Origin of the sequence: Trichocoleus sp. FACHB-40, from assembly GCF_014695915.1 — a bacterium.
Lineage (GTDB): Bacteria > Cyanobacteriota > Cyanobacteriia > Cyanobacteriales > FACHB-T130 > Funiculus > Funiculus sociatus.
Window position 1 is genome coordinate 64,900 of record NZ_JACJPF010000107.1, and the last position, 24,708, is coordinate 89,607.

General features: G+C 47.2%; 19 protein-coding genes, 1 tRNA gene and 1 pseudogene. 6 read left to right on the top strand and 15 right to left on the bottom strand.

The window, feature by feature from the left end:
• Positions 1 to 149: 149 nt before the first annotated feature.
• From H6F63_RS26055 to H6F63_RS26070, 4 genes are all read right to left on the bottom strand, one after another.
• Positions 150 to 701 carry a hypothetical protein gene (locus tag H6F63_RS26055; protein ID WP_199298289.1) on the bottom strand — a complete coding sequence of 184 codons (552 nt, stop codon included), beginning with the start codon at positions 699 to 701 and terminating at the stop codon, positions 150 to 152.
• Positions 702 to 792: 91 nt separating this feature from the next.
• A complete protein-coding gene (locus tag H6F63_RS26060; RefSeq protein WP_190640197.1) occupies positions 793 to 2,601 on the bottom strand; it encodes a GGDEF domain-containing response regulator in 1,809 nt (602 codons plus the stop codon).
• A 532-nt stretch (positions 2,602 to 3,133) separates the two neighbouring features.
• Positions 3,134 to 4,258 (bottom strand): aldo/keto reductase, encoded by a 1,125-nt coding sequence (locus tag H6F63_RS26065; protein ID WP_190640198.1) that lies wholly within the window; start codon positions 4,256 to 4,258, stop codon positions 3,134 to 3,136.
• A 120-nt stretch (positions 4,259 to 4,378) separates the two neighbouring features.
• The gene (locus tag H6F63_RS26070; RefSeq protein ID WP_190426754.1) at positions 4,379 to 4,873 is read right to left on the bottom strand and encodes a bifunctional nuclease family protein; all 495 of its coding nucleotides are present in this window, start codon (positions 4,871 to 4,873) and stop codon (positions 4,379 to 4,381) included.
• A 353-nt stretch (positions 4,874 to 5,226) separates the two neighbouring features.
• Here H6F63_RS26070 and H6F63_RS26075 point away from each other — a divergent pair, with 353 nt between their 5' ends.
• The gene (locus H6F63_RS26075; protein WP_190640199.1) at positions 5,227 to 5,913 is read left to right on the top strand and encodes a riboflavin synthase; all 687 of its coding nucleotides are present in this window, start codon (positions 5,227 to 5,229) and stop codon (positions 5,911 to 5,913) included.
• A 97-nt stretch (positions 5,914 to 6,010) separates the two neighbouring features.
• Here the strand turns inward: H6F63_RS26075 and H6F63_RS30255 are convergent, their stop codons facing one another.
• Together H6F63_RS30255 and H6F63_RS26085 are read right to left on the bottom strand one after the other, a co-directional pair.
• Positions 6,011 to 7,825, bottom strand: a complete 1,815-nt coding sequence (locus H6F63_RS30255) for a M23 family metallopeptidase (RefSeq protein WP_242020130.1) — start codon at positions 7,823 to 7,825, stop codon at positions 6,011 to 6,013.
• Positions 7,826 to 7,907: 82 nt separating this feature from the next.
• Entirely contained in the window at positions 7,908 to 8,687 is a 780-nt protein-coding gene (locus H6F63_RS26085) for a biotin--[acetyl-CoA-carboxylase] ligase (RefSeq protein ID WP_190640200.1), read from the bottom strand.
• Positions 8,688 to 8,953: 266 nt separating this feature from the next.
• Between H6F63_RS26085 and pgeF the strand changes: the two genes are divergently transcribed.
• Complete coding sequence (gene pgeF, locus H6F63_RS26090; protein ID WP_347276838.1) at positions 8,954 to 9,790, top strand: peptidoglycan editing factor PgeF; 837 nt, start codon at positions 8,954 to 8,956, stop codon at positions 9,788 to 9,790.
• A 261-nt stretch (positions 9,791 to 10,051) separates the two neighbouring features.
• Here the strand turns inward: pgeF and H6F63_RS26095 are convergent, their stop codons facing one another.
• From H6F63_RS26095 to groES, 4 genes are all read right to left on the bottom strand, one after another.
• A complete protein-coding gene (locus H6F63_RS26095; RefSeq protein ID WP_190640201.1) occupies positions 10,052 to 12,589 on the bottom strand; it encodes a hypothetical protein in 2,538 nt (845 codons plus the stop codon).
• Between the two features lie 344 nt (positions 12,590 to 12,933).
• Positions 12,934 to 15,048, bottom strand: coding sequence for an iron uptake porin (locus H6F63_RS26100; protein WP_199298290.1), 2,115 nt, complete (start codon positions 15,046 to 15,048; stop codon positions 12,934 to 12,936).
• A gap of 608 nt (positions 15,049 to 15,656) precedes the next feature.
• Positions 15,657 to 17,300: a chaperonin GroEL gene (gene groL / locus H6F63_RS26105; RefSeq protein ID WP_190426784.1), complete on the bottom strand. Its 1,644-nt coding sequence runs from the start codon at positions 17,298 to 17,300 to the stop codon at positions 15,657 to 15,659.
• Positions 17,301 to 17,380: 80 nt separating this feature from the next.
• The gene (gene groES, locus H6F63_RS26110) at positions 17,381 to 17,692 is read right to left on the bottom strand and encodes a co-chaperone GroES (protein WP_190441269.1); all 312 of its coding nucleotides are present in this window, start codon (positions 17,690 to 17,692) and stop codon (positions 17,381 to 17,383) included.
• A gap of 329 nt (positions 17,693 to 18,021) precedes the next feature.
• On the opposite strand from groES, the gene H6F63_RS26115 reads away from it, so the two are divergent.
• Positions 18,022 to 18,474 carry a ferredoxin gene (locus tag H6F63_RS26115; RefSeq protein WP_190640202.1) on the top strand — a complete coding sequence of 151 codons (453 nt, stop codon included), beginning with the start codon at positions 18,022 to 18,024 and terminating at the stop codon, positions 18,472 to 18,474.
• Between the two features lie 205 nt (positions 18,475 to 18,679).
• Positions 18,680 to 19,327, top strand: coding sequence for a response regulator transcription factor (locus tag H6F63_RS26120; protein WP_190426791.1), 648 nt, complete (start codon positions 18,680 to 18,682; stop codon positions 19,325 to 19,327).
• Between the two features lie 64 nt (positions 19,328 to 19,391).
• Here the strand turns inward: H6F63_RS26120 and H6F63_RS26125 are convergent, their stop codons facing one another.
• From H6F63_RS26125 to H6F63_RS26140, 4 genes are all read right to left on the bottom strand, one after another.
• Entirely contained in the window at positions 19,392 to 19,703 is a 312-nt protein-coding gene (locus H6F63_RS26125; RefSeq protein ID WP_190426793.1) for an NIL domain-containing protein, read from the bottom strand.
• A 15-nt stretch (positions 19,704 to 19,718) separates the two neighbouring features.
• Positions 19,719 to 20,600: a sulfate ABC transporter permease subunit CysW gene (gene cysW / locus H6F63_RS26130; protein ID WP_190640203.1), complete on the bottom strand. Its 882-nt coding sequence runs from the start codon at positions 20,598 to 20,600 to the stop codon at positions 19,719 to 19,721.
• Positions 20,590 to 21,447, bottom strand: coding sequence for a sulfate ABC transporter permease subunit CysT (gene cysT, locus H6F63_RS26135; RefSeq protein WP_190640204.1), 858 nt, complete (start codon positions 21,445 to 21,447; stop codon positions 20,590 to 20,592). The genes cysW and cysT overlap by 11 nt, the downstream gene beginning before the upstream one ends.
• A gap of 184 nt (positions 21,448 to 21,631) precedes the next feature.
• Positions 21,632 to 22,747, bottom strand: a complete 1,116-nt coding sequence (locus tag H6F63_RS26140) for a sulfate ABC transporter substrate-binding protein (protein ID WP_190640205.1) — start codon at positions 22,745 to 22,747, stop codon at positions 21,632 to 21,634.
• Between H6F63_RS26140 and H6F63_RS26145 the strand changes: the two genes are divergently transcribed.
• On the top strand, positions 22,746 to 23,000 hold the full coding sequence (locus tag H6F63_RS26145; RefSeq protein WP_190640206.1) for a hypothetical protein: 255 nt from the start codon (positions 22,746 to 22,748) through the stop codon (positions 22,998 to 23,000). The two genes, H6F63_RS26140 and H6F63_RS26145, sit on opposite strands and share 2 nt — an antisense overlap.
• 283 nt (positions 23,001 to 23,283) lie before the next feature.
• A tRNA-Thr gene (locus H6F63_RS26150) sits at positions 23,284 to 23,355 on the top strand.
• An 827-nt stretch (positions 23,356 to 24,182) separates the two neighbouring features.
• On the opposite strand, the pseudogene H6F63_RS31200 reads toward H6F63_RS26150, so the two are convergent.
• Positions 24,183 to 24,512, bottom strand: a pseudogene (locus tag H6F63_RS31200) (cytochrome P450); the annotation flags it as partial.
• Positions 24,513 to 24,708 lie beyond the last annotated feature (196 nt).

Sequence of the window (24,708 nt, forward strand, 5' to 3'; positions counted from 1 at the left end):
GAGAGGGGAACGAGAATTTTTCATTTCTGGTTAGCGTAGGTTGGGAACCTCGGCTAATATTCAATTATTTTTAACTTTTTAAGCCATTGAAGGAGGCAGCGCCTCTAATAACTTCGTTCCCAGTTTCTGACTAACAACGAGGATAATTTTTAATTTCTAGACCGAACCCGCCAACTATCCTGACCAATGGATTCTATATTCAGATCGCACACAGGGTTACTGGTACTAAAATCACAGGTGTAGGTAGCCAGTGCCTCATCCGGCTGGTTAACAATAAAAACTCTAGTGCTGTAGCCGAAATCTCTAGCAACCGTACCCATTTTGTTGACAAAACTATAGCGCCCCATATAGTCCAAAATACTCCAAAGTTGGCGGTTTACTATCAAATCCACCCGACGCTCATTAGGGTACGCTAACCAGTTCTCCAAAAGTTTGCCACCGAACTGTTCGTCAGCCCACCAGAGGCTAGGATTTGTTAGCCCTGTCTCTGACATACTATTTGCTGTGATGACATTGCCTCTTGGCGGTGTTGCCTCCGGATTGAGCAGTTTGAATTCTAAAGGTTTGGTAGAAGGCAGCAGCACGGATGGTGTTTGTGCCTGCACTAAAAAAGGCGATAGACAATAAATAATAGGGAATAAGTAATAAACAATATTTTTTCCGGGTTGCTGTTTCCTGTTTTGTTTTCCTTGAGGTTTCATTTTTACTTACTTTAATCTCGTCTCTATTATTGTCTAAGGATTGTTAGCTAAGGTTCCCGGCTTTAAAAGCGCCTACTACAAGGGGAAAAGCTTAAAGTAACAAACGTTTACCCCTAAATAGCATTGTTTCCATCTCAGCTGCTGGGATGGGACGACTGAACAGATAGCCTTGCATAGCATCGCACTGCTGCTGGCTTAAGAATGCCAGTTCAGCTTCGGTTTCTACTCCTTCCGCCGTGACTTTGAGATTGAGATTGTGAGCCAGTTGAATTACGGCAGTCATAATTGCTTGATTTTGGGCATCGCTGGTGACATCAGAGACAAAAGAACGATCGATTTTTAAGGTATCAAAGGGAAATTGTTTGAGATAGCTCAGGGAAGCATAGCCTGTACCAAAATCATCAATGGCTATGTCAATGCCCAGTTGCTTCAACTCGTTTAAGGTAGCGATCGCGCCTGTAGCATTTTCCACCAAAATGCTCTCAGTCAGCTCTAATCCCAAAGTAGTTGGATTAACACCGACACTTTCTAATATCTGCACAATTCGCTGACTCAGCTCCGGTTGACTGAATTGCCGCCCCGACAAATTCACCGACACCCGGAACGATGAAAATCCAGTATCTCGCCATCTCTGAGCTTGAGCGCAGGCAGTTTGCAACACCCACTCCCCAAGCGGAACAATCAAGCCTGTCTCCTCTGCCAGAGGAATAAACTCTGCTGGTGAAACCATTCCCCGGACGGGGTGCTGCCAACGCACCAAGGCTTCAGCACCGATGATTTTCCCACCGGAAAGATTTACAATCGGCTGATAATAAACCTGAAATTCTTTTTGTTCTAAGCCACGACGCAGACTGGCTTCTAGCTCCAGTTCTTCGCTAGAACCGACATTTATATCTGGAGTGTAAAACTGATAGTTATTCCCTTGAAGTTTTTGGGTATAAAACATCGCCGCTGAAGCTTTCTTCATCAGGCTGTCTAGATCCTGCCCATTGCTTGGATAAAAGGCAATGCCAATGCTGGCAGAGAGGAAAACTTCACCGCTTTCTAAGGTAAAAGATTCATTGATAGATGAGACTATGGCTTGGGCAACACTGGCAACCATTTGTCTTTGACTTAAGGTTGCTAGAATAATTACAAATTGATCAGCATTTAAGCGAGCGATAGTGTCCTGTTTGCTAAGACAGGCTGTTATCCGTTCGGCAATTTTTTTAATTAATCTGTCGCTATTTTGATTCCCTAAGCCCTCGTTGATGCGGTTGAACCGATCCAATCCCAGGTATAGAAGTGGAACCCAACTGTGGAAGGAAGCTTCGCTGATGGGGATTTGGGATGGTAAGAATGTAGATTCTAATTCCTCCCTGCTCCTGAACCCGTCTAGCTCTCTCCCCCGCTCCCTGTTGTCTATTATTTGACTGAACCGTTCTCGCAATAGCAACCGATTGGGAAGGTTAGTAATGTTGTCGTAATAAAGTAAGTGATTTAGTCTTTCTGCTGCCTGTCTGAGTGCTACGGTATAGGGTTGAGTAATGGCTGTTTGTCTTTTTAGGCGGGCAGCGATCGCGCCTAGCAGTTCATCTGGCGTACACGGCTTAGTTACATAGTCGTCCGCGCCTAGCTCCATACCTTGACGCAAATCGCCTCGTTCAGCCTTAGCGCTCAGGAAAATGAAGGGAATTGTCGCCGTCATCGGATCTTGACGTAGCGTTTTCAGCACCCCATAACCGTCTAGTTCGGGCATCATAACATCACAAATAATTAAATCGGGGCCGATAGCCCTTGCCATTTGTACCCCGATTAAGCCATTTTCTGCACCAGTAACATCGAAATTTTCTGCCTCCAGCAGTTCTAAAATGTTGTAACGGACAAATTCTTCGTCTTCTATTACTAAAATTTTTTTCATAGCTTTCTAGTAGTCTTGTCCTTTTCTCTATAATTAACAACTGCTTGCTAACGACCACTTCACAACCAGCGCAGTATCCACATTATCCCTATATTTAAATATTTATTTACATTTTTTAACCTTCTTAACTTGTTAATTATAGCTAATTCTGTTTCTACCAGAAAACGTCACGGCTATTGCTAATTACCTGAAAAATTGCTTTGTTTAGGCTTCCGTTTTCTAAAGAATCGTTAATAGTTTTATTATTCATCCACAATTCTGCTTTTTTACAAGCAAAAGAAATTTATTGGTAATATTTGAAAATTTTAGGGAATATTTGATTAAATAAGAGAGCAAATCGCTCTCTTGTTTGGGCAGTAATTTTTATTCCATGCAACCTTGGAAACGTTTCTGCTATAGACAAAATTCGGCTTTGCTGAATGGAAAGAACCTTTTTAGGGACTCCTGTACTGGGGACTGGGGACTAGGAGGACAAGGAAGCTTTCCCAAAGTCTACCCAATCCCCAATCCCCAATCCCTAATCCCACGATAGTTATTCCCAAAGCCGACGGCCAGCTCGCCCATTGAGACGCTGGTGCGAGTCTCGCAAAAGGGCTGGGATGTCCAGATTTTGGGGACAATGGGGCAGACAATCACCACAGTCGGTGCAGCGATCGCCTTTGCTTCCCCAAAACCAGTGGCCTGCGTTTTCAAACATCCGGTAGCGGTATTTACCATACTCGGTCATGTCGTAAGCAACAGCTAAATTACGCAGCCGCAACACTTCCGGGATATTGATATTTTCTGGACAAGGTAAGCAGGCGTAGCATTGGCTACACAGGTCAGTGGAGAGAGTCTCTACTAAATGAGTCTCCAAGCGCCCAAGAACTTCAACTTCCGCCTGGGTGAGAAATTCATCGCCCTCAGCCACAGTCAAAGGCTCCCTCAGTTCCTCTGGGTTAGCTGCACCTATACTGAGGGTGGTAATCCGGCGATCGCTTAATAAAAATTTGTAATTTAGCTCCAGCGGCGAGAAAGGTTGACACAGATGTTTCAGGGTTTCTGGTGGAGTGTAGAGTTGTCCTCCTTTATCTGCTGGCGAAATAATAAAAATGCCCATATCCTTTTGGTGAGCTAACTCAACCGCTGGGGCATTGTGCTGAAAGAAGTAGTAATAGTGCAGGTTAACAAATTCAAACAGGTCGGTGTTAATCGCCGCCAGAATGACCTCCAGCGGTGCGTGAGTGGAAAAACCAACGTGTCGGACGCGATCGCTATTTACGGCTTCCGCTACCGCCTGCATACAGCCGGACTGCACCCAGTCCAGATGTTCCCAAGTATTGATGCCATGAATTGCCAGACAATCCACGTAGTCCAGCTGTAGTCTCAACAGGGACTCGTCGATGCACTGACGCATAGTATCAGCGTCAGGTGTCGGCGGAATTTTAGTGGTGATGTAAAGCTGCTCTCGTGACAGAGGTAATCCAGCTTTTAAGGCAGCACCAAGATACTGCTCGCTTTTGCCATAACCTCTAGCCGTTTCTAAGTGATTAATTCCTAAAGAAACAGCTTGATGTACCGTCTGGCGTGCATTTTCTTCAGAAGCCAGACAGCGCATAGTTCCTATAGAAAACACCGATAGTGGTAGATTCGTTTTTCCAAACCGCCGATAACGCATATCAATTTTGGATTTTAAATTTTGGATTTTGGATTAAATAGCGCTTAGTCAAGCCTATGAATCTTTACTTGGAGGCTAGATGCCCCAATTCTTCAATCTAAAATCCAAAATTAAAAATTGCTACTCGCTCAAACCTCCTCGCTGAATCAAATCCTCTGGCCTGAGCTTGGAGACAAAATCTCGGAAGGCTCGGCGTTCTGCCTCGTCAGCATCGCGGTCAACGGGAATTGAGGCATCGGCAACGACTTCTTCCATCACCCAGATGGGACTATCAGTGCGGATGGCAACAGCGATCGCATCGCTAGGACGAGCATCAATCTCCTTCTTTACCTCACCTTGGCGAACGCTCAGGATCGCGTAAAATGTATTGTCCTGAAGTGAGTGAATAATGATTCTCTCCAGAGTCATATTCCACGCTTCTAAAATATTGACAATCAAATCGTGAGTGAGAGGGCGGGGAGGAGTCTGTTTTTCCAAAGCACTGATAATTGCCTTTGCCTGATCTTGTCCAATGTAGATTGGCAATGCCCGTCGCTCCGAAGCATCTTTGAGCAATACTATCGGACTGCGCGTGACGGCATCTAATGCAATTCCAGCAACTCTCATTTCAATCATCAGCTTGGCCTCTAGAACACGGTAGGCGTCGGGGTGGGTAAAGCAAAGCTATAAACTGGTATTAGACGGATCTGGGATTTAATAAATACGCTTGCGGTTCTAATCACCTTACCAAGCGACGGTACAACCAGCTGTGAAGACTTGGTTAAGTTGGGATCAACCAAGCTGTATTTCCCAGTATGCCGCAGTCTTAGGTCGATTGGGCTGGGAATTTTACTAAAAAATATAGACCTCGTATTGTCCGTTGCTAATTGCTAAGTGCTAATGGCTAACGGCTAATTGTTTTAATCCATTAGCCAGAGCCATTAGCCAGAGACTAATCACCGTTATTTACCTAATTTCAGCGAAAAATAGTGTTTACCGGATTAATTCAAGCATTGGGAACCATTTATCCCTTGGGAGAAGACCGCTTTGAGCTTTCAGCCCTTGGAGATGCCTCCCAGATGATTTTACCGACTCTTGCGATCGGTGACAGTGTGGCAGTTGATGGCGTTTGTCTGACGGTTGAGGAGATTTTGCCCGAAGGTTTTGTGGCAGCCGCTTCTCCGGAAACTCTCAAACGCACAACTTTGGGACAGCGACAGCAAGCCGCCGCCTATGTGAATTTAGAAACGTCTCTACGGGTTGGCAGCAAGCTGGGGGGGCATTTTGTGACTGGGCATGTAGACGGAATTGGGTATTTAAAGGAATCTTTACAAACCTCTAACTCTTGGGAGATGCGCTTTGCGGCACCTGCGGAAGTTGCACGGTACATCATCCCCAAAGGCAGCATTGCTGTCAATGGGGTGAGTCTAACGGTGGCAGATTGCGACCAGGCTGGCAGCTGGTTTAGGGTTGCTGTAATTCCTCACAGTTATGCCGAGACGAATCTTGCTTATTTACAGACTGGCGGTTTGGTAAATTTGGAAGCCGATATTCTGGGCAAATACGTAGAAAAATTTCTGCGTAATCCAGCTATTGCGGTTGAGGAAGAGACCGCCGCTACTGTTGGGTTGCATAATATTACACCCTCATTCTTGGCAGAACACGGGTATCTGTGAAAGGGTGTAGCTATGTTTCCCCGAATCTTGGGGCAAGACAGGTCAAAGGCAAAAGAGAGAAAAAAATATTAATCTTTTGCCTTTGACTTTTACCTTCTTAACTGTCTGGTTGGATTGTTTGAGGAGCTGTTTGAGGAGTTGTTTGAGGAGTTGTTTGAGGGGTTGTTTGAGGGGTTGTTTGAGGAGCTGTTTGAGGAGGTGCCTGGGCTACTTGTAAGGCTTTGATCAGTTGCGCCAAACCATACTCTAGTTGAGCGCCTGAGTTCATCGCCATCCAGCCTGATTCCGTTAACTGGCGGACTTCAAAGTGGAGATGGGGGCCTGTGGAATTGCCAGTGCTGCCAACTCGCCCAATTACGGTTCCCTGTTCGATAACTTGACCTGGTTGGACAAGGATTTCTGAGAGGTGAGCGTAGAGGGTTTCTTGGGTTTCGTTGTGCTGGAGAACAATGGATTGACCGTAACCGCCCATCCAGTCCGCGATCGCTACTTTACCAGCGTATGCTGCTAGAACTGGCGTTCCCATCGGTGCGCCCAGGTCAGTACCTGCGTGGAATCTGCGACTACCCGAAATCGGATGCACCCGCCAGCCAAACATTGAGGTAATTGGTGCCGGAACCGCCAGTGGGAAAATTAAGCTGGTGTTGCCGTTGCTCAAGCCTCGAAAAATGGTAGGAATTGGTGGCTTGTAACTGGGTACATTTTGTGGTGTGTACTCGCGTTCTGACTGGAAGTTGGAAGCGATCGCAGTCGCTGAGGAGGAAGTCCTGTTGCGACGATAACGAGTGCGATTACTGCGATCGCGAATCGGCCCAATTTGCACAGGCCCGGCAGATGCCAGCAGGGTTCCCCGGCGGTTATTGCGTTCTAGCCTAGATGCCAGACGAGAGCGGCGTAACCCGGAGCGGTTTCCTACAGCCCTGATAGCTTCTGTTACTTCAGCTCGATTCCCGGACTCTCTAGCCCTGATAGCTTGCCGTACCTCATTTCCGTAAGTTCTACGGCTTCTGGGAGAAGAAGCTAGGTTAGCGGTTACGCGATCGCGTCTTCTGGAGGCTACCCTACCACCACCACAAAGCCCGCCGGATACTCCCTCTCCGCTTTGTAAAACACTTTGACATCCAGTTGAGCGTTCCGACAACACAACCTCAGGCGGTTCCTCATAAGAGCCACTAGGCTCCTCGCCTCCACTCGTCGCTCCAAGACTGTAATCTGTAGGGTCGATGTAGTTATTGTTGTAGTCGCTGGAAGCGATCTCTGTCTCCCCTGGTTTGCTGGGTGCAAGCTTAGGAGGCTTCACATAAGAAATCCCGTTCGGCTCCAACAAATTTGGGGCAGAAAGTTCTGGTTCTCTAGATACGGCAGTTGACTCCACTGCTGGTGCTGAGCGACGGCGGCGAACTACAGTAGGCTCGGCGGCGGGTGAATAGCGGCGGCGGAAAGCAGTTGAAGCTTGCTCTAATTCTGGTGCCAAACGGCGACGGCGGGAAGCAATTGGCTTTGGTGTTGAGCGGCGGCGGCGGGAAGCAACTGGCTTTGGTGTTGAGCGGCGGCGAACTACACTAGGCTCTGACGCTGTTGGTGTTGAGCGGCGGCGAACTACACTAGGCTCTGACGCTGTTGGCGCCGAGCGACGACGGGGGACAAAAGCCCTTTCTGGTTGTGCAATAGAGCGGCGACGTGCAGCCGGAGGTGCTGGCGGACGCGGCGAGTTTGACTCAAATCTTACAACAGGCGGTGCTTCTTGGGTTGTGGACGAGCCTATGTTGTCTATACTCGGATCGGTCTGCGCCACAACCCAGCCGCTGCTGATAACTCCGATACCGCCAATCCAACTCAGTCCCTGCATCAACACTTTACGGCGGCAGAACAAGCCAAACAAAGTACAACTAGGGTGGTTTCGCTCTTGCATTTGGGAATCACTCCTCATTTAACTGGCTCTCAATAGTTAAGTCTGGTAAGTCTTCACCCATTTCACCCTGGAGCTGGAAAAATCACCGTTCATAGCCCAGACTGATTGTACCGGGCTGGAGGCAAATTTCTTCGGCTGCGGCTCCTGAGTACAAGCGGACTCGCAGTTCGCCAGTAGGTGCGACTCCCACAACGACTCCAGAACGTCCGTCTACGATTACACAACGACCCTTGCTAGTGAGAAGCTCTAAGTAAGAGGGTAACAGAGTCTCTATCTGTTTCGGCGAGGCGTATTGGTATCCGGTAAAAATTCCCTGTAGAGTAATTGCTGCTAAAATTTCCAGGGATGGAATTACTTGTTGTGGTTGCTGTTCAAAGAATGATTGTAGATTAATTCCAGTTTCAGGCACTGGGTTAGCCCAGTTAATCCCTACGCCTACGACTGCTTTGGTAATTTTTCCCTGCTGCACTCTAGTTTCGGTGAGAATGCCGCCTAGTTTGCGCCCCCAAAGTATTAAATCGTTGGGCCATTTAATAAATACTGGGATGCTGTGACTACGCAATGCTGTGGCAATTCCCCAAGCACTGCATAAAGTCAGAAGAGCGCTATTTGTAGCTGGTAGATTGGGAGCAAGGGCTAGGGATAGGTAAAGTCCACCGAGGCTTGATTGCCATTGGCGGCCCCACTGACCCCGCCCAGCAGTTTGTTCAAGAGCGATCGCTACCGTTCCCGGTTCTGCCCCTTGCTCCATCAATTTCCAAACGGTTTGGTTGGTGGAAGGAAGTGTCTCAAATATATGATAGGAAAGCTTTAGAGGCACTTCCCCTATCGAGGCTTCCAGCCCATGTTGATTAAATGCCACATCTTAGACCAGTTGCAATAACCCGCCAGAGATTAAAATTTCTAGCTAATAGCCTTTAGTCCTCTTAAGAGGACTAAAGGCTGATCATATAAAGATTTCAGTCTATTTTAAGGGACTTTCGCTATTAGCTAAGAAATAAATTTATTGGCGGGTTTTGAGGCTTCTTGAGAATGGGGCAAGATGTCAATTAAATGCCGCTGATGCAAAATCACTAATTGGTTACGTAAGTTAACATGATCTCACTGACATTTGAGGAGTGTTAACAGATGGCAATGCTTTCCCGCACCGATCTGAATTTGGGCGCAGGAGAATCGCAAAATCTTACTAATATCTGGAATTGGCATAATTGGGAAGGATTGCCCTATTTAACTTGTAGCTTGCTAAGAAACCGGCCTCACGGTTTTTTTACGCAACAATTTTCGCCACGCTATCCGGCGGAATTAGTGGGGGTTTTACAGCCCGACGCTCAGGTTTATCGAGTTAAACAGGTGCATGGCAATGTTGTTATGACACCTTCCCAAATCGAAGGTGCTGCTGATTGTCAAGAGTTACCCCCTGCTGATGGGATTGTGACGGAACTTGCCCAGCAGTCGGTGTGGGTAGCAAGTGCTGATTGTACTCCGGTTTTGATTGCTGATACTCAGACGGGGCAGGTGGGGGCAGTTCATGCAGGTTGGCGCGGTACTGCCAGGAAAATTGTTCCGCAAGCGATCGCTCACCTTCTAGCAAACGGGTCTCAACTGCAAAATCTGCGTGTGGCGATGGGGCCTGCGATCGCTGGTGAAGTTTATCAGCTTTCTGTTAATGTAGCGGCTGAAGTTGGAGCTAGCATCATACCACAGCTAGACCCAGAAAAAGATTTAGAAGCAATTTTGGATGCCTTGCAGCAGTTGTCAAATTCGCCTCTGTTGCCAGATCCACAACCAGGACGGGTGCGCTTGGATGTGCGGCGAGTCAACGAGTTGCAACTAGAACAGATGGGAATTAGTAGCGAACAAGTAAGCGTAGCACCTCACTGTACCTACCAGGAACCAGAATTTTTCTTCTCCTATCGGCGGGACAAGCTGAAAAAAGTTCAATGGTCAGGCATTGTTAGCATCTAGAAAGCCAGAAAGCCTTCCGTTGTGCAGGCTTTCTTTGTTCGGCCTTGACTACTCTTCGGGAAGGCGAAGCACCTACAGTTGTTAAGGCTACATAAAGGAAAAAATCGCCTCCAGTTCATGACCTGGAGGCGATCGCTATATCACTTTTCTAACTCAAGTGAGCAGTACCCTAGTCTTGGCAACTCGTCTCCTGTAGCCAAGAGCGCGAGTTGCACGTTTTTCCTCAAATCAGAGCATCAGCATTTGATTGAGTTGTAGCTACTATTGACCTGTAGCGGGTAAGCCTGTTGTGCCTGTAGCTGGAGCTGTTGTGCCTGTTGTACCTGTAGCTGGAGCTGTTGTGCCTGTAGGGGCTGGAGCTGGGGCTGTAGAAGCTCCGTTATCATCGTCGTCATCGTCACCGTCGTCATCGTCACCGTCGTCGTCACCTTGCTCAGTGGTTGTGCCAGAAGGTGATGTAGTCGTCGGTGTGGTTGTGGTGCCGGTGGTAGGGGTTGTAGAGGTTCCGTTATCATCGTCGTCGTTATCGTCGTCGTCGTTGTCGAAACCTTCGGGGTTAGAAACCTGAGTGGTCGGAATCTCATACAGACCAGTCATACCAGGAATGAGCTTACTTGTTGGGCCTACTTGCTGCCAAGCTTGCACCACCCGACCTTGGTCATTTTTGTCTTTGTAATGACCGTAGGCGTTACCGCGACCGTTATTTTGGCGTTCAACCAGCAAAATGCGATCGTTACTACCGCGCTCAACGGATACGCTGACGCTGGCATTACTGCCAGGGGCGAAAACGGGGTAGAGTCTTGAAGAACTGCTGACGAAAGCGTTATTTAGGGCGATCAGGTTGATGGTTTGCTCGTTGTAAAGTGTGACAGTCGTGCCTGAGCCACTGCCTGAGCCTGAGCCACTGCCTGAGCCACTGGCTGTACCTGAGCCTGAGCCACTACCTGAGCCACTACCTGAGCCTGTGCCGACACCAGTACCAGTGCCTGTGCCTGTGCCTGTACCTGTACCGACACCAGTACCAGTGCCTGTGCCTGTACCTGTGCCGACACCAGTACCAGTGCCTGTGCCTGTACCACTACCACTGCCGCCGCCGAAGCTGCCACCGCCGCTGCCGAAGCTGCCGCCGCCGCCGAAGCTGCCGCTGAAGCTGCCACCGCCACTGCTGTAGTAGTTATCGATGTTAACGTTATTGTTCAGGTTAATGGCGAATTGCTGGTTTTGCGAAGAGTAGAAGCCTGTGTTGTTGTTTACATTTGCCCCAGCGCCATAGCTATAGCTGCTGTTGCCATAGTAGAAATTGTTGGTGGTGCTGCTAGCAGAAGCATCGTATGAAGCGAAGTTACTGGCGATCGCACCTACCTTGAATTGGGTACGACCCAGACTATCTCCCTTGGCTGTGAAACCATTAGAGCCATCTTGCTTAAATTCAAACTCAGTTCGGCTCTGCGGGCTGACATAGCTAACAGTTCTGCTGCCTGTCACCGTGGTGATACCAACACCTTCCCCTTTAACTTTAAAGTCGATCGGAGAAGTGTTAACACCAGATGAAAGTTTCAGTTCGCGGATGTTAGATCCACCCAGTTGAATGTCAGCGCCATTTACGGTGCCTTCGACCGTGAATTTTTGGTCTCCTTGACCCTCAATTTTGAATTTGGTTTGGGCAGTATCGCTTTTGAAAGCTAGCTTGCTGTCAGTGCTGGTGAAGCTTTGAGCGATCGTTGTGCTGCTAGTTGTGCTGTCGTCCCCAGTGCCGCCTGTGGTGGTGCCGCCAGTTGCTGTGGTGCCGCCTGTGGTGGTGCCGCCAGTTGCTGTGGTGCCGCCAGTTGCTGTGGTGCCGCCTGTGGTGGTGCCGCCTGTGTTGCTGCCTGTGTTGCTGCCTGTGGTCGTGCCTGTGGTCGTGCCTGTGGTCGTGCCTGTGGTCGTGCCTGTGTTGCTGCCTGTGGTCGTGCCTGTGTTGCTGCCTGTGGTCGTGCCGCCTGTGGTGGTGCCGCCTGTTGCGGTGGAAGTGGTACTAGGTTGCTCGGAAAAAGTGTTAGTTAAGCTTCCGAATCCTTTGCCCTCAATCTCGAATTTTGTTCGTTGCCCCACAACAACTGGAGGAACATTAGGAGTGTTGCCACTTCCGGCACCGAAACGAACAGTTGGAGGCAAAGCAATGGAACCCGAAGTCAGTTGTCCATTATAGGGGCCAACTTGCAGGAACCCACTTCTGGAATTAAAGTTTGTCTGAGACTGAGTAGATAGCGTAATAGGATCCAGTGGCAGGAAAACAGGGGGAGCGTTACCTGCCACCTTAGGAGTAATCAACGAGCCTGTCAAAAAGGCATCGGTGGTAAAGGAATTTAATTTGAAGTCTATTCTTGCTGGGACATTGGTGAACGGAACTAGAAAACCGTTAGATGTAGAGGCTATCCCAGATAAGCCGCCAAGTAAGGTAGCTTCGTCACCCGCCCCAGGAGTACCAACGTTGCCAGCACCAGTATCTTTGAAACTGGCTGCTTGCGGTTTGAAAGTAGCAGTGTTTGTGTTTCCGGAAGTGGTTTGAAGTTGAAGACTGTTGACGGTAGCATCAAACAGAACTGGAGCGTTAGGAGTGGAGCCTAATTGATTTTGTATCGTCGAAAAGAAGGCAGCTGTTCCTGCGACTGTACCGCCTGTAATCTGAACCCTCTGGGCTTGTCCGCTTGTAGTCGTAGTCGAAGTAGCTTGTTGGGCTTGAGCGTTGGAGGCAAGAGCGATCGCTAAGCCTCCGGCTAGACCTAAACAAACAGCATACTTATTTGATTTAGCAATCATGTAAGGACTCCATCAGTGAGTGAATAACAATGTAAGGAACCGTTCTAGCCCAACTCGATACTCAACAAGGGAAAATAAGTGCTTCTGGAATTCATCCTGAGCAAGCTCAGAACTAGAAGTAATAGAAAGTAATAAACAAGGTTCTGATTTGATTGGCGTTTTAGCAATCGGGGGCGGGTATGACTGGGATAAAAACATCAGTTCATACTGTCCTTTAGCCTTGCTGCGCCTTTCTTAAGTAGATGACGCTTTTATTACCAAACCAGTTCCCAGATTACTTAGAATTTTTTTTTGTTTTTTCAGGGCGATTATAAATCGCCCTGAAAAAACTGAACGCCTCTGACTTAGAAGGTAAAGGTAGTACGGATTGAGCCTATAGTTATGGTGTCGTTATCGTCGTTGTGAAGTGGATTAAACAGCACAATGACTCCAGGCGTGATGGTGATATTGTCGGTGACTCGCAAGCGGTAGAAAGCTTCTACATGAGTTGTGCTTGATGGCTGACCACCTTCCTCTCCGAGTCCACCTTTGCTAATAAAGTCGGGATAATTTCTTCCAGTAGGAAGGTCGCTACTGGTAATTTTGGGAGGCTGACCGACATAAATCCCGCCGAGGTTGCCTTGACCAAACAAATCGGGGAAATTCAGGTAAGCCATCCAGTTCACTGTTTCCACAGTTCCCGATCCGACTTTTACATCTGAAGTTGTATAGCCTCCCCAACCGCCAAAAGTAACGCGGGGCGTGATTCGCCATTCCAGGCTGGCACCAAAGGCATTGGTACTAATCGGAGAACGGTTCGACCCGCTAAAGATTCCGAAATCGACGATATCGTCGCCAACACCAGTATTCAATCTTCCAAACGGAGAGTAGGAATTGACGTATTGCACGGCAACATCAATGTTATTGGTGGGCGAAACGACCAATTGCGCCCCGGCTGCGGTTTCTCCGTCATTTCCGCCAAAAATGCCGCCACGGAAGGAATCTGCTGGACGGCTGGCTGAATAAACTGCCTGCAAGCTAAGGCGAGTGCCAAGTTGCCAGTCAAAGCCTATGCCGCCGCGACCGCCAGTGTTAATAATCGGGTTGCGTTGGGCAAAGCGGGAAAGCGGCCCTTGACCAGCACTTTCTACACGATTAGCTCCCCGGAAGACGTTAACCGGGTTGACTCCCTCTGGCCCGACGATGAAGGCAAAGTTATTGCCGAGCAGTTGGCGATAGGTGAGGTCACTCAGCACCACGTCGTTACCTGTGTCTCCTTCATAACCCAGAAATATCTGGTCGTTCAAGGTACGAGGGCCTGTATTGCCTGCTCCTGCTTGCAGTCCTGTCAGCAAGAGACTGCGAGGGCTAAACTGGGTAAACAGACTCAACTGTACGTTGCTAATGACATTGATATTCGTGTTCTGGTCTTCAAATCGCAGGTTAAGCAGTTCAAAATCATTGTCATTGCGTCCCTGAACGCCGAAAACTGCTTGTCCAAACAGTTTCGTGGTGGTGGAGAACTGATTTGCTTCTAAGAATGCGGTGCGACCTTCCAGATTATCCACACGCGATCGCAATGTCGCAATTTCTGTCCCAAATTCATCCACTAACCGCCGCAAGGTCTCTAAATCCTCTTTGGTGGTGAAGTCTGCTGTGCTGGCAGCAATTAATTTCTCAATCTGTTGCAAGCAAGAATTCACACCAGCAGCAAATTCATAGCGGCTCAATGCTCTGTTGCCGCGAAATGTGCCGTCAGGATATCCTGCTATACAACCGTAGCGTTCTACTAAACTCCGCAGCGCTTCATACGCCCAATCTGTCGGTTGCACGTCACGCAACTGGGAAATATTGGTAACTTGTCCCATTGGATCAGCTTCCGCTGCCTCTGGATCGCCCATTTCTAGAGGATCGGCGAGTGGCAAGGTCTGATCGTTGGCATTTTCAGATGGCAACGCTTGCGCTTGCACTAAGTCTAGTGTTGTTGTCTTAATAGGAGTCGCCAAACTGCGAACATCTGTTTGGGTTTTCTCAACTGAAGCAGATGTAGTCTCTAAGCTCTGACCGTTGTTGGCAGCAACAATGGGGGTATTGGTCAATGACAAATCAGCGGCATCGCTGGTTGTCGGTTGCGACTCGGCTTTGGCGGTAAGGGGCGCTATCTTCGGACTAATAGCTGGTAGTGTTGCTGGTGTTGCCTCGGCTTCTTGTGTTATTAGCGATAATTCCGCAGATGTGGAGATTTCAGATGTCTCTTCAACTGGTATTGCAGTAGATGTTGACTCTGTTGTATACCCTGCCGTTGCTAAATCTGTAGATGCCGAGAATCCCTGATTTGAAGACTCGACTGTTTCAGCGGTTGTAGCTGCGTTGACATCTGGTGCTGCTAAGCATGGGGCAATGCTAACCGCAAGCAAACCAAAGGCTGTAAATACTAGCGCTGAGGATGCTGTCTTCTCTATTCTTAAAGGGGATTTCACGGTCTAAAACTCCTCAAAACACACCATCTTTGCTCGGATTCTACACGAATTTTAGGTCAATTGCTAAGAAGGTTATTATTACTTTTTACAACTAAATTTTTTGAGGGTAAAGGTGACGTATACCTATAGCTAGATGTTCCAGAAGAATTCCGGAACTTTCCCCACACCATTTGAAGATAGTATATTATTTTTCAAGCGAATACTTAAAGTGATTTTGTGCAACAAAGGTTTAAGCGTATCTACTTATTTAAAACTATTGGTTGAGCCAAGTATGACAATTTTTTTTAAATAAGCAAGTATATTTACTGAGATGATATTAGAAAAAGCGATCGCACAATAGGGAATATCTATTTTCCGGCTTTGATTAATTGTTTCAGTTTTCAGATGGCTTTTGCCATTTTTATGCTTAGAATAGGTTGTCAAAAAAACACAGTTGTGGTTAGTATTAGCGACTCGGAAATATAAACGCGATCGCCCTCTGTTCCTGTGCGCTCTATAGCGAAGAGGGCTAATGCGTCTTTGCTGTTTAAACAAAAAAAATAGATGTCTCCACTAGGAGACATCTGTTTTAATAGTTGGGCGGGCAGAATGCCCGCTCAAAGCGAGAATTAGTAGTCGAAGTCGCCGCCCATGCCAGCGCCAGCGCCAGCACCAGCACCAGCGCCATCCTTAGGCTCAGGCTTGTCAACCACGATACACTCAGTTGTCAGCACCATGCCAGCGATAGAAGCGGCATTTTGCAGAGCGGAACGAGTCACCTTAGCAGGGTCAACGATACCAGCTTCAAACATATCGACGAACTCATTGGTCGCCGCGTTGTAGCCAACGTTGAATTCTTTCTCTTTGACGCGCTCAGCAATGACAGCGCCATTCTGTCCGGCGTTTTCAGCAATCCGCTTCAAAGGAGCAGCCAAAGCACGAGAAACGATCATCGCACCTGTCAACTCTTCATTCTTCAGGTTGCCAGTTGCCCACTCTTCCAGTTGGGGAGTCAGGTGAGCCAGAGTTGTACCACCGCCAGGAACGATACCTTCTTCCACAGCAGCTTTAGTGGCGTTGATGGCATCTTCCAGACGCAGCTTCTTGTCCTTCATTTCCGTCTCAGTGGCAGCACCAACTTTGACTACTGCGACACCACCAGCAAGCTTAGCTAGACGCTCTTGCAGCTTCTCGCGGTCGTAGGAAGATTCGGTTTCATCCATTTGACGGCGGATTTGTTCGCAACGAGATTTAACAGCTTGTTCGTTGCCTTCAGCAACAATTGTGGTGCTGTCTTTGGTCATGGTGACGCGACGGGCTTTACCCAGCATCTCCAAGCGGGTGTTTTCCAGCTTCAGACCAGCATCTTCGGTGATTAGCTGACCGCCGGTGAGAACGGCGATGTCTTCGAGCATGGCTTTGCGGCGATCGCCAAAACCAGGAGCTTTGACAGCAACCACGTTCAGCACACCCCGCAGTTTGTTGACTACCAAGGTTGCCAGAGCTTCTTTCTCAATGTCCTCAGCGATAATTACCAGAGGACGACCAGCACGAGCTACTTGCTCCAGCACTGGCACTAAGTCTTGTACTAGAGCGATTTTCTTATCGGTGATGAGCAGGAAAGGCTCATCCATGATCGCTTCCATCCGCTCCATGTCGGTAGCGAAGTAGGGAGAGATGTAGCCTTTGTCGAAGCGCATCCCTTCGGTGATTTCGAGTTCGGTGGTCATGGATTTCCCTTCTTCTAAGGAAATCACGCCTTCTTTGCCCACTTTGTCCATTGCTTGGGCGATCATCTGCCCAACTTCATCGTCGTTACCAGCAGAGATAGCTCCGACTTGCGCGATCGCTTTGGAATCTTCTACCTGACGGGCGTGTTGAGCAATCTGCTCTACCAGGAAGCCAATAGCTTTGTCAATACCGCGCTTCAGGGAAATTGCATTGGCTCCAGCAGCAACGTTCCGCAACCCTTCTTTGACCATTGCGTGCGCGAGAACGGTAGCGGTGGTGGTGCCATCACCAGCAGCATCATTGGTTTTGGAAGCAGCTTGACGAATCAGCGCTACGCCAGTGTTTTCTACGTGGTCTTCAAGTTCAATTTCTTTGGCGATAGTGACACCATCGTTAACGATTTGCGGTGCGCCAAACTTCTTCTCTAGCACTACGTTACGGCCTTTGGGGCCGAGGGTGACAGCCACGGCTTCTGCCAAAATGTCCATTCCCTTTTCTAGGGCGCGACGAGCGTTTTCGTTGTAAATGATGCGCTTAGCCATATATTTCCAGGTTTTCGGTGAGTTATGTGAATTTTGATCTTTAAACAGCTAATTGCGATTAGCTATTAGCCATTAGCTATTTAGTTAACTACGGCTAAAATGTCTTTCTCTGACAGCAGGACGTACTCTTCTGTGCCAAGTTTGATGTCTGTGCCAGCGTACTTGGAGTAGAGAACTTTGTCGCCGACGTTGACTTCCATCTCAACACGAGCGCCTTTATCATCGCGCTTGCCAGGGCCCACAGCGACTACTTCGCCGACTTGGGGTTTTTCTTTGGCGTTGTCTGGCAGAAGAATTCCACCAGCGGTTTTCTCTTCAGCGGCGCTCACTTTTACAAATACGCGATCGCCTAGAGGCTTAACGGTGGATACACTCAGAGATACAGCAGCCATACAAATAAAGCTCCTACAACAGGTTTGACATCTAAACGCGATCTTCGTCGCGTTCTAAATTTAGCACTCTCGGCTCCTGAGTGCTAATTTAGCGGAGTAAGGTGTGCGATCGCAAGCAAGTTCTGCAAAATTGTGTGTACGGGTTTCCGAACAAAGATGGGAACTGGGGAAGAGGTGAGGAGGTAAGTCAAAGGAAAAAGTCAAGAATTCTTTTTTTGCATGAGAGCTTTTTTCCTTTTCTGCCGCCAGTCTGCTAAAAGAAAAGTTGGAACTGCCAACGTATTGTCAAAGACGCGAAAAGCCAGAGTTTGCCCAAGAAAGAAGTAAAAATGACTGAAAATACAGTAGCTCAATCTGAAGCCCAGATTCTAGACACCTGTAAGCCACAAGACCAAGATGCTATCCTCGCGTGCGTCCAGAGCTTAGGACTCAATCAAATTCAAAGACACATCTTCATATGTGCTGACCAGACTTTAGCTCAATGCTGCTCCAAGGAAGCCAGCCTAGAATCGTGGAATTACTTAAAGCGTCGCCTCAAAGAGTTAAAAATTGACAAACCCACCGAAACTCGCCCCAACTGCATTTTCCGCACCAAAGCCAACTGCTTGCGAGTTTGCGCCTCTGGCCCAATTCTAGTCGTCTACCCAGACGGCGTATGGTATCGCGGGGCGACTCCGGAAGTAATAGAGCGGATTATCCAAGAGCATCTTATTGGTAACAAAATCGTACAAGAATATGCTTTTTTAGTTCATCCGCTACCAGAACCCTATACACTAACATAGTAGCTACGTTATATTCTTCCGTATACCTACTAGATCCTTATCGTTGCCACCCATGTAAGTAAGTATAATTATTTGGTTATAAACAGGATTTAGCATTTGTCTAGACCTAGTACAAACCAATACAGCAGGGTGTCCGAAATAACGTAGAGTCTACTTAGAATACGGTTGTAAAATTCACGAATCCAGGCTTGGCGAGTGGGACACCATGAAAGACACCAGTGTAAGAGATAACAAACGACTGTTGCTGATTGATGATGACCCCAACCTGATTTTGCTGGTCAAGGACTACCTGGAGTTTCGAGGGTACGAGGTGATCACTGCGGAAAACGGTCGGGAAGCTCTAGAGGTTCTAGAGCAGGACATTCCTGACATGATCATCTGCGATGTGATGATGCCGGAGATGGACGGAATTGCCCTCGTACAACACGTAAGAGAAGACCCCCGCATCAGTTGGATTCCAGTTTTGTTCCTTTCCGCGAAAGGTCAAAGTCAAGATCGGGTGAAGGGACTTAACACTGGGGCTGATGTCTACATGGTTAAGCCATTTGAGCCTGAAGAATTGGTGGCGCAAGTGGAATCGTCCCTTAAGCAAGCCACTCGCCTAATTCATCATCCAAGTCGAGGAACCGAGGGAGGATCAAAACTTCAGGTACCTGAAACCGTAGAATTAACGCCGACTGAGCTAAAAGTTGTTCAGTTTGTGGCACGAGGTATGGCAAATCGAGAAATTGCCGAGCAGATGAATGTCTCTCAGCGGACGATTGAAAGCCATGTGTCCAATATGCTAGGTAAAACCAGTCTCCATAACCGCACGGAGTTAGCTCGGTGGGCAATTGAGAGTAACATGGCGTAAGTCGATTTGGGATTTTAGATTTTGGATTCTAGATTATTAATCCAAAATCTAAAATCCCAAATTGTTACCAGCCCTCTTCTTCTTTATCTGATTTTCTCCAAATTTCTAAATCCATTTCATCCAAGTAGGTGAGGGCGCTTTGAAGCTGGCGAGTTGTCCCTATCAGTTCCAAGTCGAACCAGCCATCATCTCTGGCATTTGCGCCTAGTAAGGCGGCAGCAATATTCACTGTGACACCGTGGTGAGAAATTAGGCGGGAGATGACTGGTTCTTCCTGGTATTGCTTGGGGATGCGGATTCTGACCCTAGTTTTAGTGAGTCGATTATCTTCGGGTGCGGTAGTTGAATTCACTGTCAATTCATTTGTGCTGTGCATAATTATTAACGTCTCCTATTCAACATCTTCGATACGGGTTTTACGCTCTAAAATTTCTTTCAGAACGAGGGTGACTAATGCCAAACCACCAAGCAGTACGGCGGCGGAGAATGCTGATTGAGTTTGATATTGCTTGTAGGCTTCCTCGACAAATAAGGGCAGGGTTTGAGTTTTGCCAGTGATGTTGCCAGACACAACTGAAACAGCACCAAATTCGCCCATGACTCGCGCATTGGTCAAAATGACACCGTAGAGTAAACCCCAGCGAATATTAGGTAGGGTGACGCGCCAGAATATTTGCCAGTCACTGGCACCCAAAGTTTTAGCAGCTTCTTCCTGATCGGAACCTGCTTCTTCTAATACGGGAATTACTTCGCGGGCGACAAATGGCATAGTGATAAATGCACTTGCCAGCACCATTGCAGGCATAGCAAAAATAATTTTAATGTTTGCTGCTCCTAGCATTGGCCCAAACCAGCCATTTCGTCCGTAGAGGAGGACAATCATTAAACCTGCGACGACGGGGGAGACTGCGAAGGGTATGTCTAAAAGGCTAATGACAAAGGCTCGTCCCCGAAATTGATGTCGTGCGATCGCCCAAGCTGCACACAGCCCAAAAACTGTATTAATCGGCACGACAATTAGGGCAATCAAAACTGTGAGCTTTACGGCATGGAGAAAACCAGGTTCTGCTAGGTTGTGGAAGAAGGGCGCGATTCCTTCTCTAAATGCTTGTATAAAGACGTTGAAAGCGGGGATGAATAAGATTAAAGCTAAGTAAGCGATCGCTAAACCAATCAAAGCGAACTTTACCCAGCCTTGCTCCTTTTTTGGTGAAGATAATGGGGAATCCCCTGAACCTGGATTAAAAGACTTTCCTGCTAAATTAGAGTTCATAACGTCGTCCCCAAGCTTGTAAAAGGTTAATTGCTACAAGTACCAACAGCGAAATTCCTAACAGGACGGTGCCAATCACAGTCGCTCCAGCATAGTCATACTGCTCTAATCTCTGAATAATTAGCACTGATGAAATTAAGTCCTTAAATGGAACGTTGGCGGCTACAATTACAATCGAACCGTATTCGCCAACAGCACGGGAAAATCCTAGTGCCACGCCTGTCAAAATTGCTGGTAATAAAGGCGGCAAAACAACGCGCCAAAATGTCTGCCATTTAGATGCACCTAAAGACCAAGCTGCTTCTTCGATTTCTTTTTCCATTTCCTGCAACACAGGCTGCAAAGTTCGCACTACGAAAGGCAAGGAAATAAATAGCATCGCTACTCCCACGCCCAAACGAGTAAATGCTACTTTAATTCCTAAAGGTGCCAGCAGAGAACCAAGCCAGCCGTTATCGCTGTAAACGGTTGCTAAGGTTAAACCTGCTACTGAAGTAGGCAAAGCAAAAGGCAGATCAATGGCAGCATCAATTACGCGCTTGAATGGGAAATGGTACCTAACTAAAATCCAAGCAATTAAAACGCCAAAAACACCATTTATCAATGCGGCAATGAATGCTGTAATGAAGGTGACATCGTAGGTTGCAAGTGCAACTGGAGTGGTGGCAATTTTCCAAAAATCAATTGCTCCTACTGTTGTTGCTTTCAACATCAGCGCCGCCACAGGCAGGAATAACATTATTGTGAGATAACCTAATGTTATTCGCCAAGGCCAAGAAACTTTGCTGAGCTGGCGAAATGGGTTTTTGCGAATGCGATCGCGTTGAGGAGGAGCGGATACAGCCATATTTTGAAGAATGAAGATCGAGGTTTAGAAGGAATCGAGGCAGAGCCTCTATTTTCTCGTTACTCAGCTTCCGGATAGTAAGGAGGGGAGTCATTTTTCGTTTCCAGGCTCAACCTGGAAACGAACTTAGGGAGGCTGAGCCTCCCCTAACATAAGGGGAGAATTTGATTAAGAAATCAGCATTTTATTTGCTGCCAGCCTGAATTTTGTCAAAGATTGCTCCATCTTCAAAAAACTTCTGCTGGATATCATCCCAACCACCCATATCTTGAGCAGTAAATAGGGTTTTAACTGGGGGATATTGGTTAGCCACTTCTTTTTCTACAGTGGTGTCAACTGGTCGGAATCCTACTTTGGCAAATTCTCGTTGAGCTGCTGGTGTAAACAGAAACTTGACGAAGGCTTCAGCCGCTTCCCGATTTCCATGTTTATCGACGTTTTTATCTACAACAGCAACAGGGTTGTCAATAGAAATATTAACGTCGGGTACTACATAAGGCAGTTCTTGGCCATTCTGCTTAGCCAAAAGCACCTCGTTTTCGTAGTTGATTAAAACATCTCCTTGTCCTTGCTTGAAAAATACATCGCTGGCTTCACGCGCATCTCTGGGTAGCACGGGAACGTTTTTAAAAACTTTGGTGGTGTAATCGAGCGCTTTAGCATCGTCACCCCCAGCTTGGGTTATGGAACCCCACAAACCTAAGAAATTCCACCTCGCGCCGCCAGAAGTTTTTGGGTTAGCTGTAATTACTGCTACGCCATCTTTTGCTAAATCTGCCCAAGTTTTAATTGCTTTAGGATTGCCTTTACGAGTAACCAAAGCGGCGACAGATTTATGCACGATCGCATTGTTGGGAGCTTCTGTTTCCCAACCTGGTTGAATTAGTCCAACTTTCTCAATTTTCTTGGTGTCCAGCGCTAATGCTAAAGCGACTACATCGGCTTCTAAACCATCAACTACAGCACGAGTTTGGGAACCAGATCCACCGTAACTTTGGTTGAAGGTGACGTTCTGGTTTTTCTCCTGTTTCCACGCTTGTTGGAACTGGGGAATAATTTTCTCGTAGGCGGCGCGGGTGACGGCGTAGGACACGAGGGTTAGTTGTACATCGCCAGTTTTGGCAGCTGGGCTGGAACCACCAGCGGTTGTTGTCGGGGAATTAGAGCTGTTGGGGGAGCAAGATGCGATCGCTACACTCAAGCTCACCCCCACTAGGAACAAAGATACAAAATTCCTAGATTTTAGCCAGCTTCTAGTTTTCGATGCTATCGGCTGAGTCACCTGTTGCCACAGACCCATGAAACGTTCTCCTATAATCTCCGGTTACTCTGTCGGGATACCGTACTTAAGTTGTTATATCTTACAGCATCTAGGAGAAACTGGGGAGTGGGAAGCGCCGCTTGTGCTAGATATTTTTCCAGGGGTTATCTTCGCCACCCACGTAACGGTATACGCGATCGCTATGCTTGGGAATTCGATTAAACCTAGCGTTAGCTTGGCAAGGTTTTTTTATAAAAATTTACAAGCATCAGTCACAATTAGGTTTTTGTAACTGATGCGATAAGATTTGAACTTATTAATAAAGGTGCTATTTGTGCCAATGCATAAAAAGCCGCGAACCAGATGCTTGAACTGTGAAAGAGAGACTAAAAGAGCAGGGGTACAAGTATTGTGATAACGGCTGTCAAAGCGACCATAAGTACACACTTTATGTAGTATTTTTTCAGCCGTGTAAGTTGTGTTAGCTGACTTCGATGGCGATCGCGTAATCTAGAGAAATTAATAGTGAGTCAGGGTTGCGAATTGAGCGCAACTTTGCTATGCTTAATTACTGTGCTGGTGTAGCTCAGTGGTAGAGCAGCGGTTTTGTAAACCGCCGGTCGCAGGTTCAAATCCCGTCACCAGCTTTATTTCAGGCGATCGCTATTAAAAGCCGCCGTGAATAAAACTATTAATTATCTTTATCGGAAGCAAGAATTCCTCTAAGTTCCTGTAATAGGTCGTTCTGCTCCTGCCTAATTGCCTCTAGTCTGGTAAGAATAGATTTCAGTCTTTCTTTATCTTCGTGGCTGATTGATGTCGAGATTTCAGGATTAAAATTTAGTACATTCGCTTCGTGCTGTTTAATTGTCAATCTCCCAACTCCGAAATTACCAAGCGGTTTAAAGCTGGTTATTAAAGAATAAATTAACTTGAAAGGGGCTTGTAGTATATACAAGAAACCTTTTTCGACAATAGAACCGAATGCTTTAAACAATTGCCACAGGAGAAAAATAACTAACAGAAGGATAATTCCGCTAAGAATTGGGTGATTAACTCCCCAAAGTAGTGCTTTAGTTGCCCAGGAAATTACTGGATGAGCATCAATCCAAACCTTGATGGTATCGAGACGGCGCTCTATTAAAGCACTGAGAGATTTGTCAACTTCTGTAGAAACTGCATTGCTAAAATTTTCAGCTTTTCTCAAAGTACCATCAACAGAATCTTTTAAAGAATCTCCTGTTTGCTTTGCCGTTTCCGTTAGAGTATTGACGGCTTTACCTGTGGTTATCGTCAGTTTATCTTTAGCTTGAACAGCAGTTTCAACACCTTTGTTAGTAACGTCGCTAACGCTGAAAGCTGCTTTTTCCGCCTTTTCAATCAGAGAATCTTTGGTATTTTGAAAGACTTCAGAAAGGCTTTCAAATTTATTATCAAGTGCTAATGCCATACAATTCACAACTGCTGGTAAATGAACGCGCAGCCCATCTTCGGGGCGACAGGTGGGAACTTGTACAGAATCTAAACTTTGATTGGGTACAAGTTCCCACTGGTAGCCGCGCAGCAAACGGGCGGCGACTATTTTCATTTCCATTTTGGCAAATGCAGTTCCAAGACAGATTCTCGGCCCGCCACCGAAACCAATTAAATTAAAAGGATGCTGTTTGTGTTCTTGGCGCTGGGGGCTGAAGCGGTCTGGCTCGAAACGCTCTGGTTCGGGGTAAATTGTTGGTATGCGATGGGTTGCCAGAATTGAATATAGTGCCATCCACCCGGCGGGAGGATGGTAGCCTTTAAACTCAAAGGCCATCTACTTCAGGAATGGGTTTAGTTATTTATGTGAACTAAGTTAAAGTTTTTTCTGTTCTGCGTTCCAAGCCTCTGTACTTTTGGGAATCCTAAGATTATAGAACTTGGATCAAAAGCAGTGGGATACTACGACTTTAACGATCATTTTTGGTCGCCGGAGGAAGTTTGTGGCAAGGTGTCAAAAAAAGATG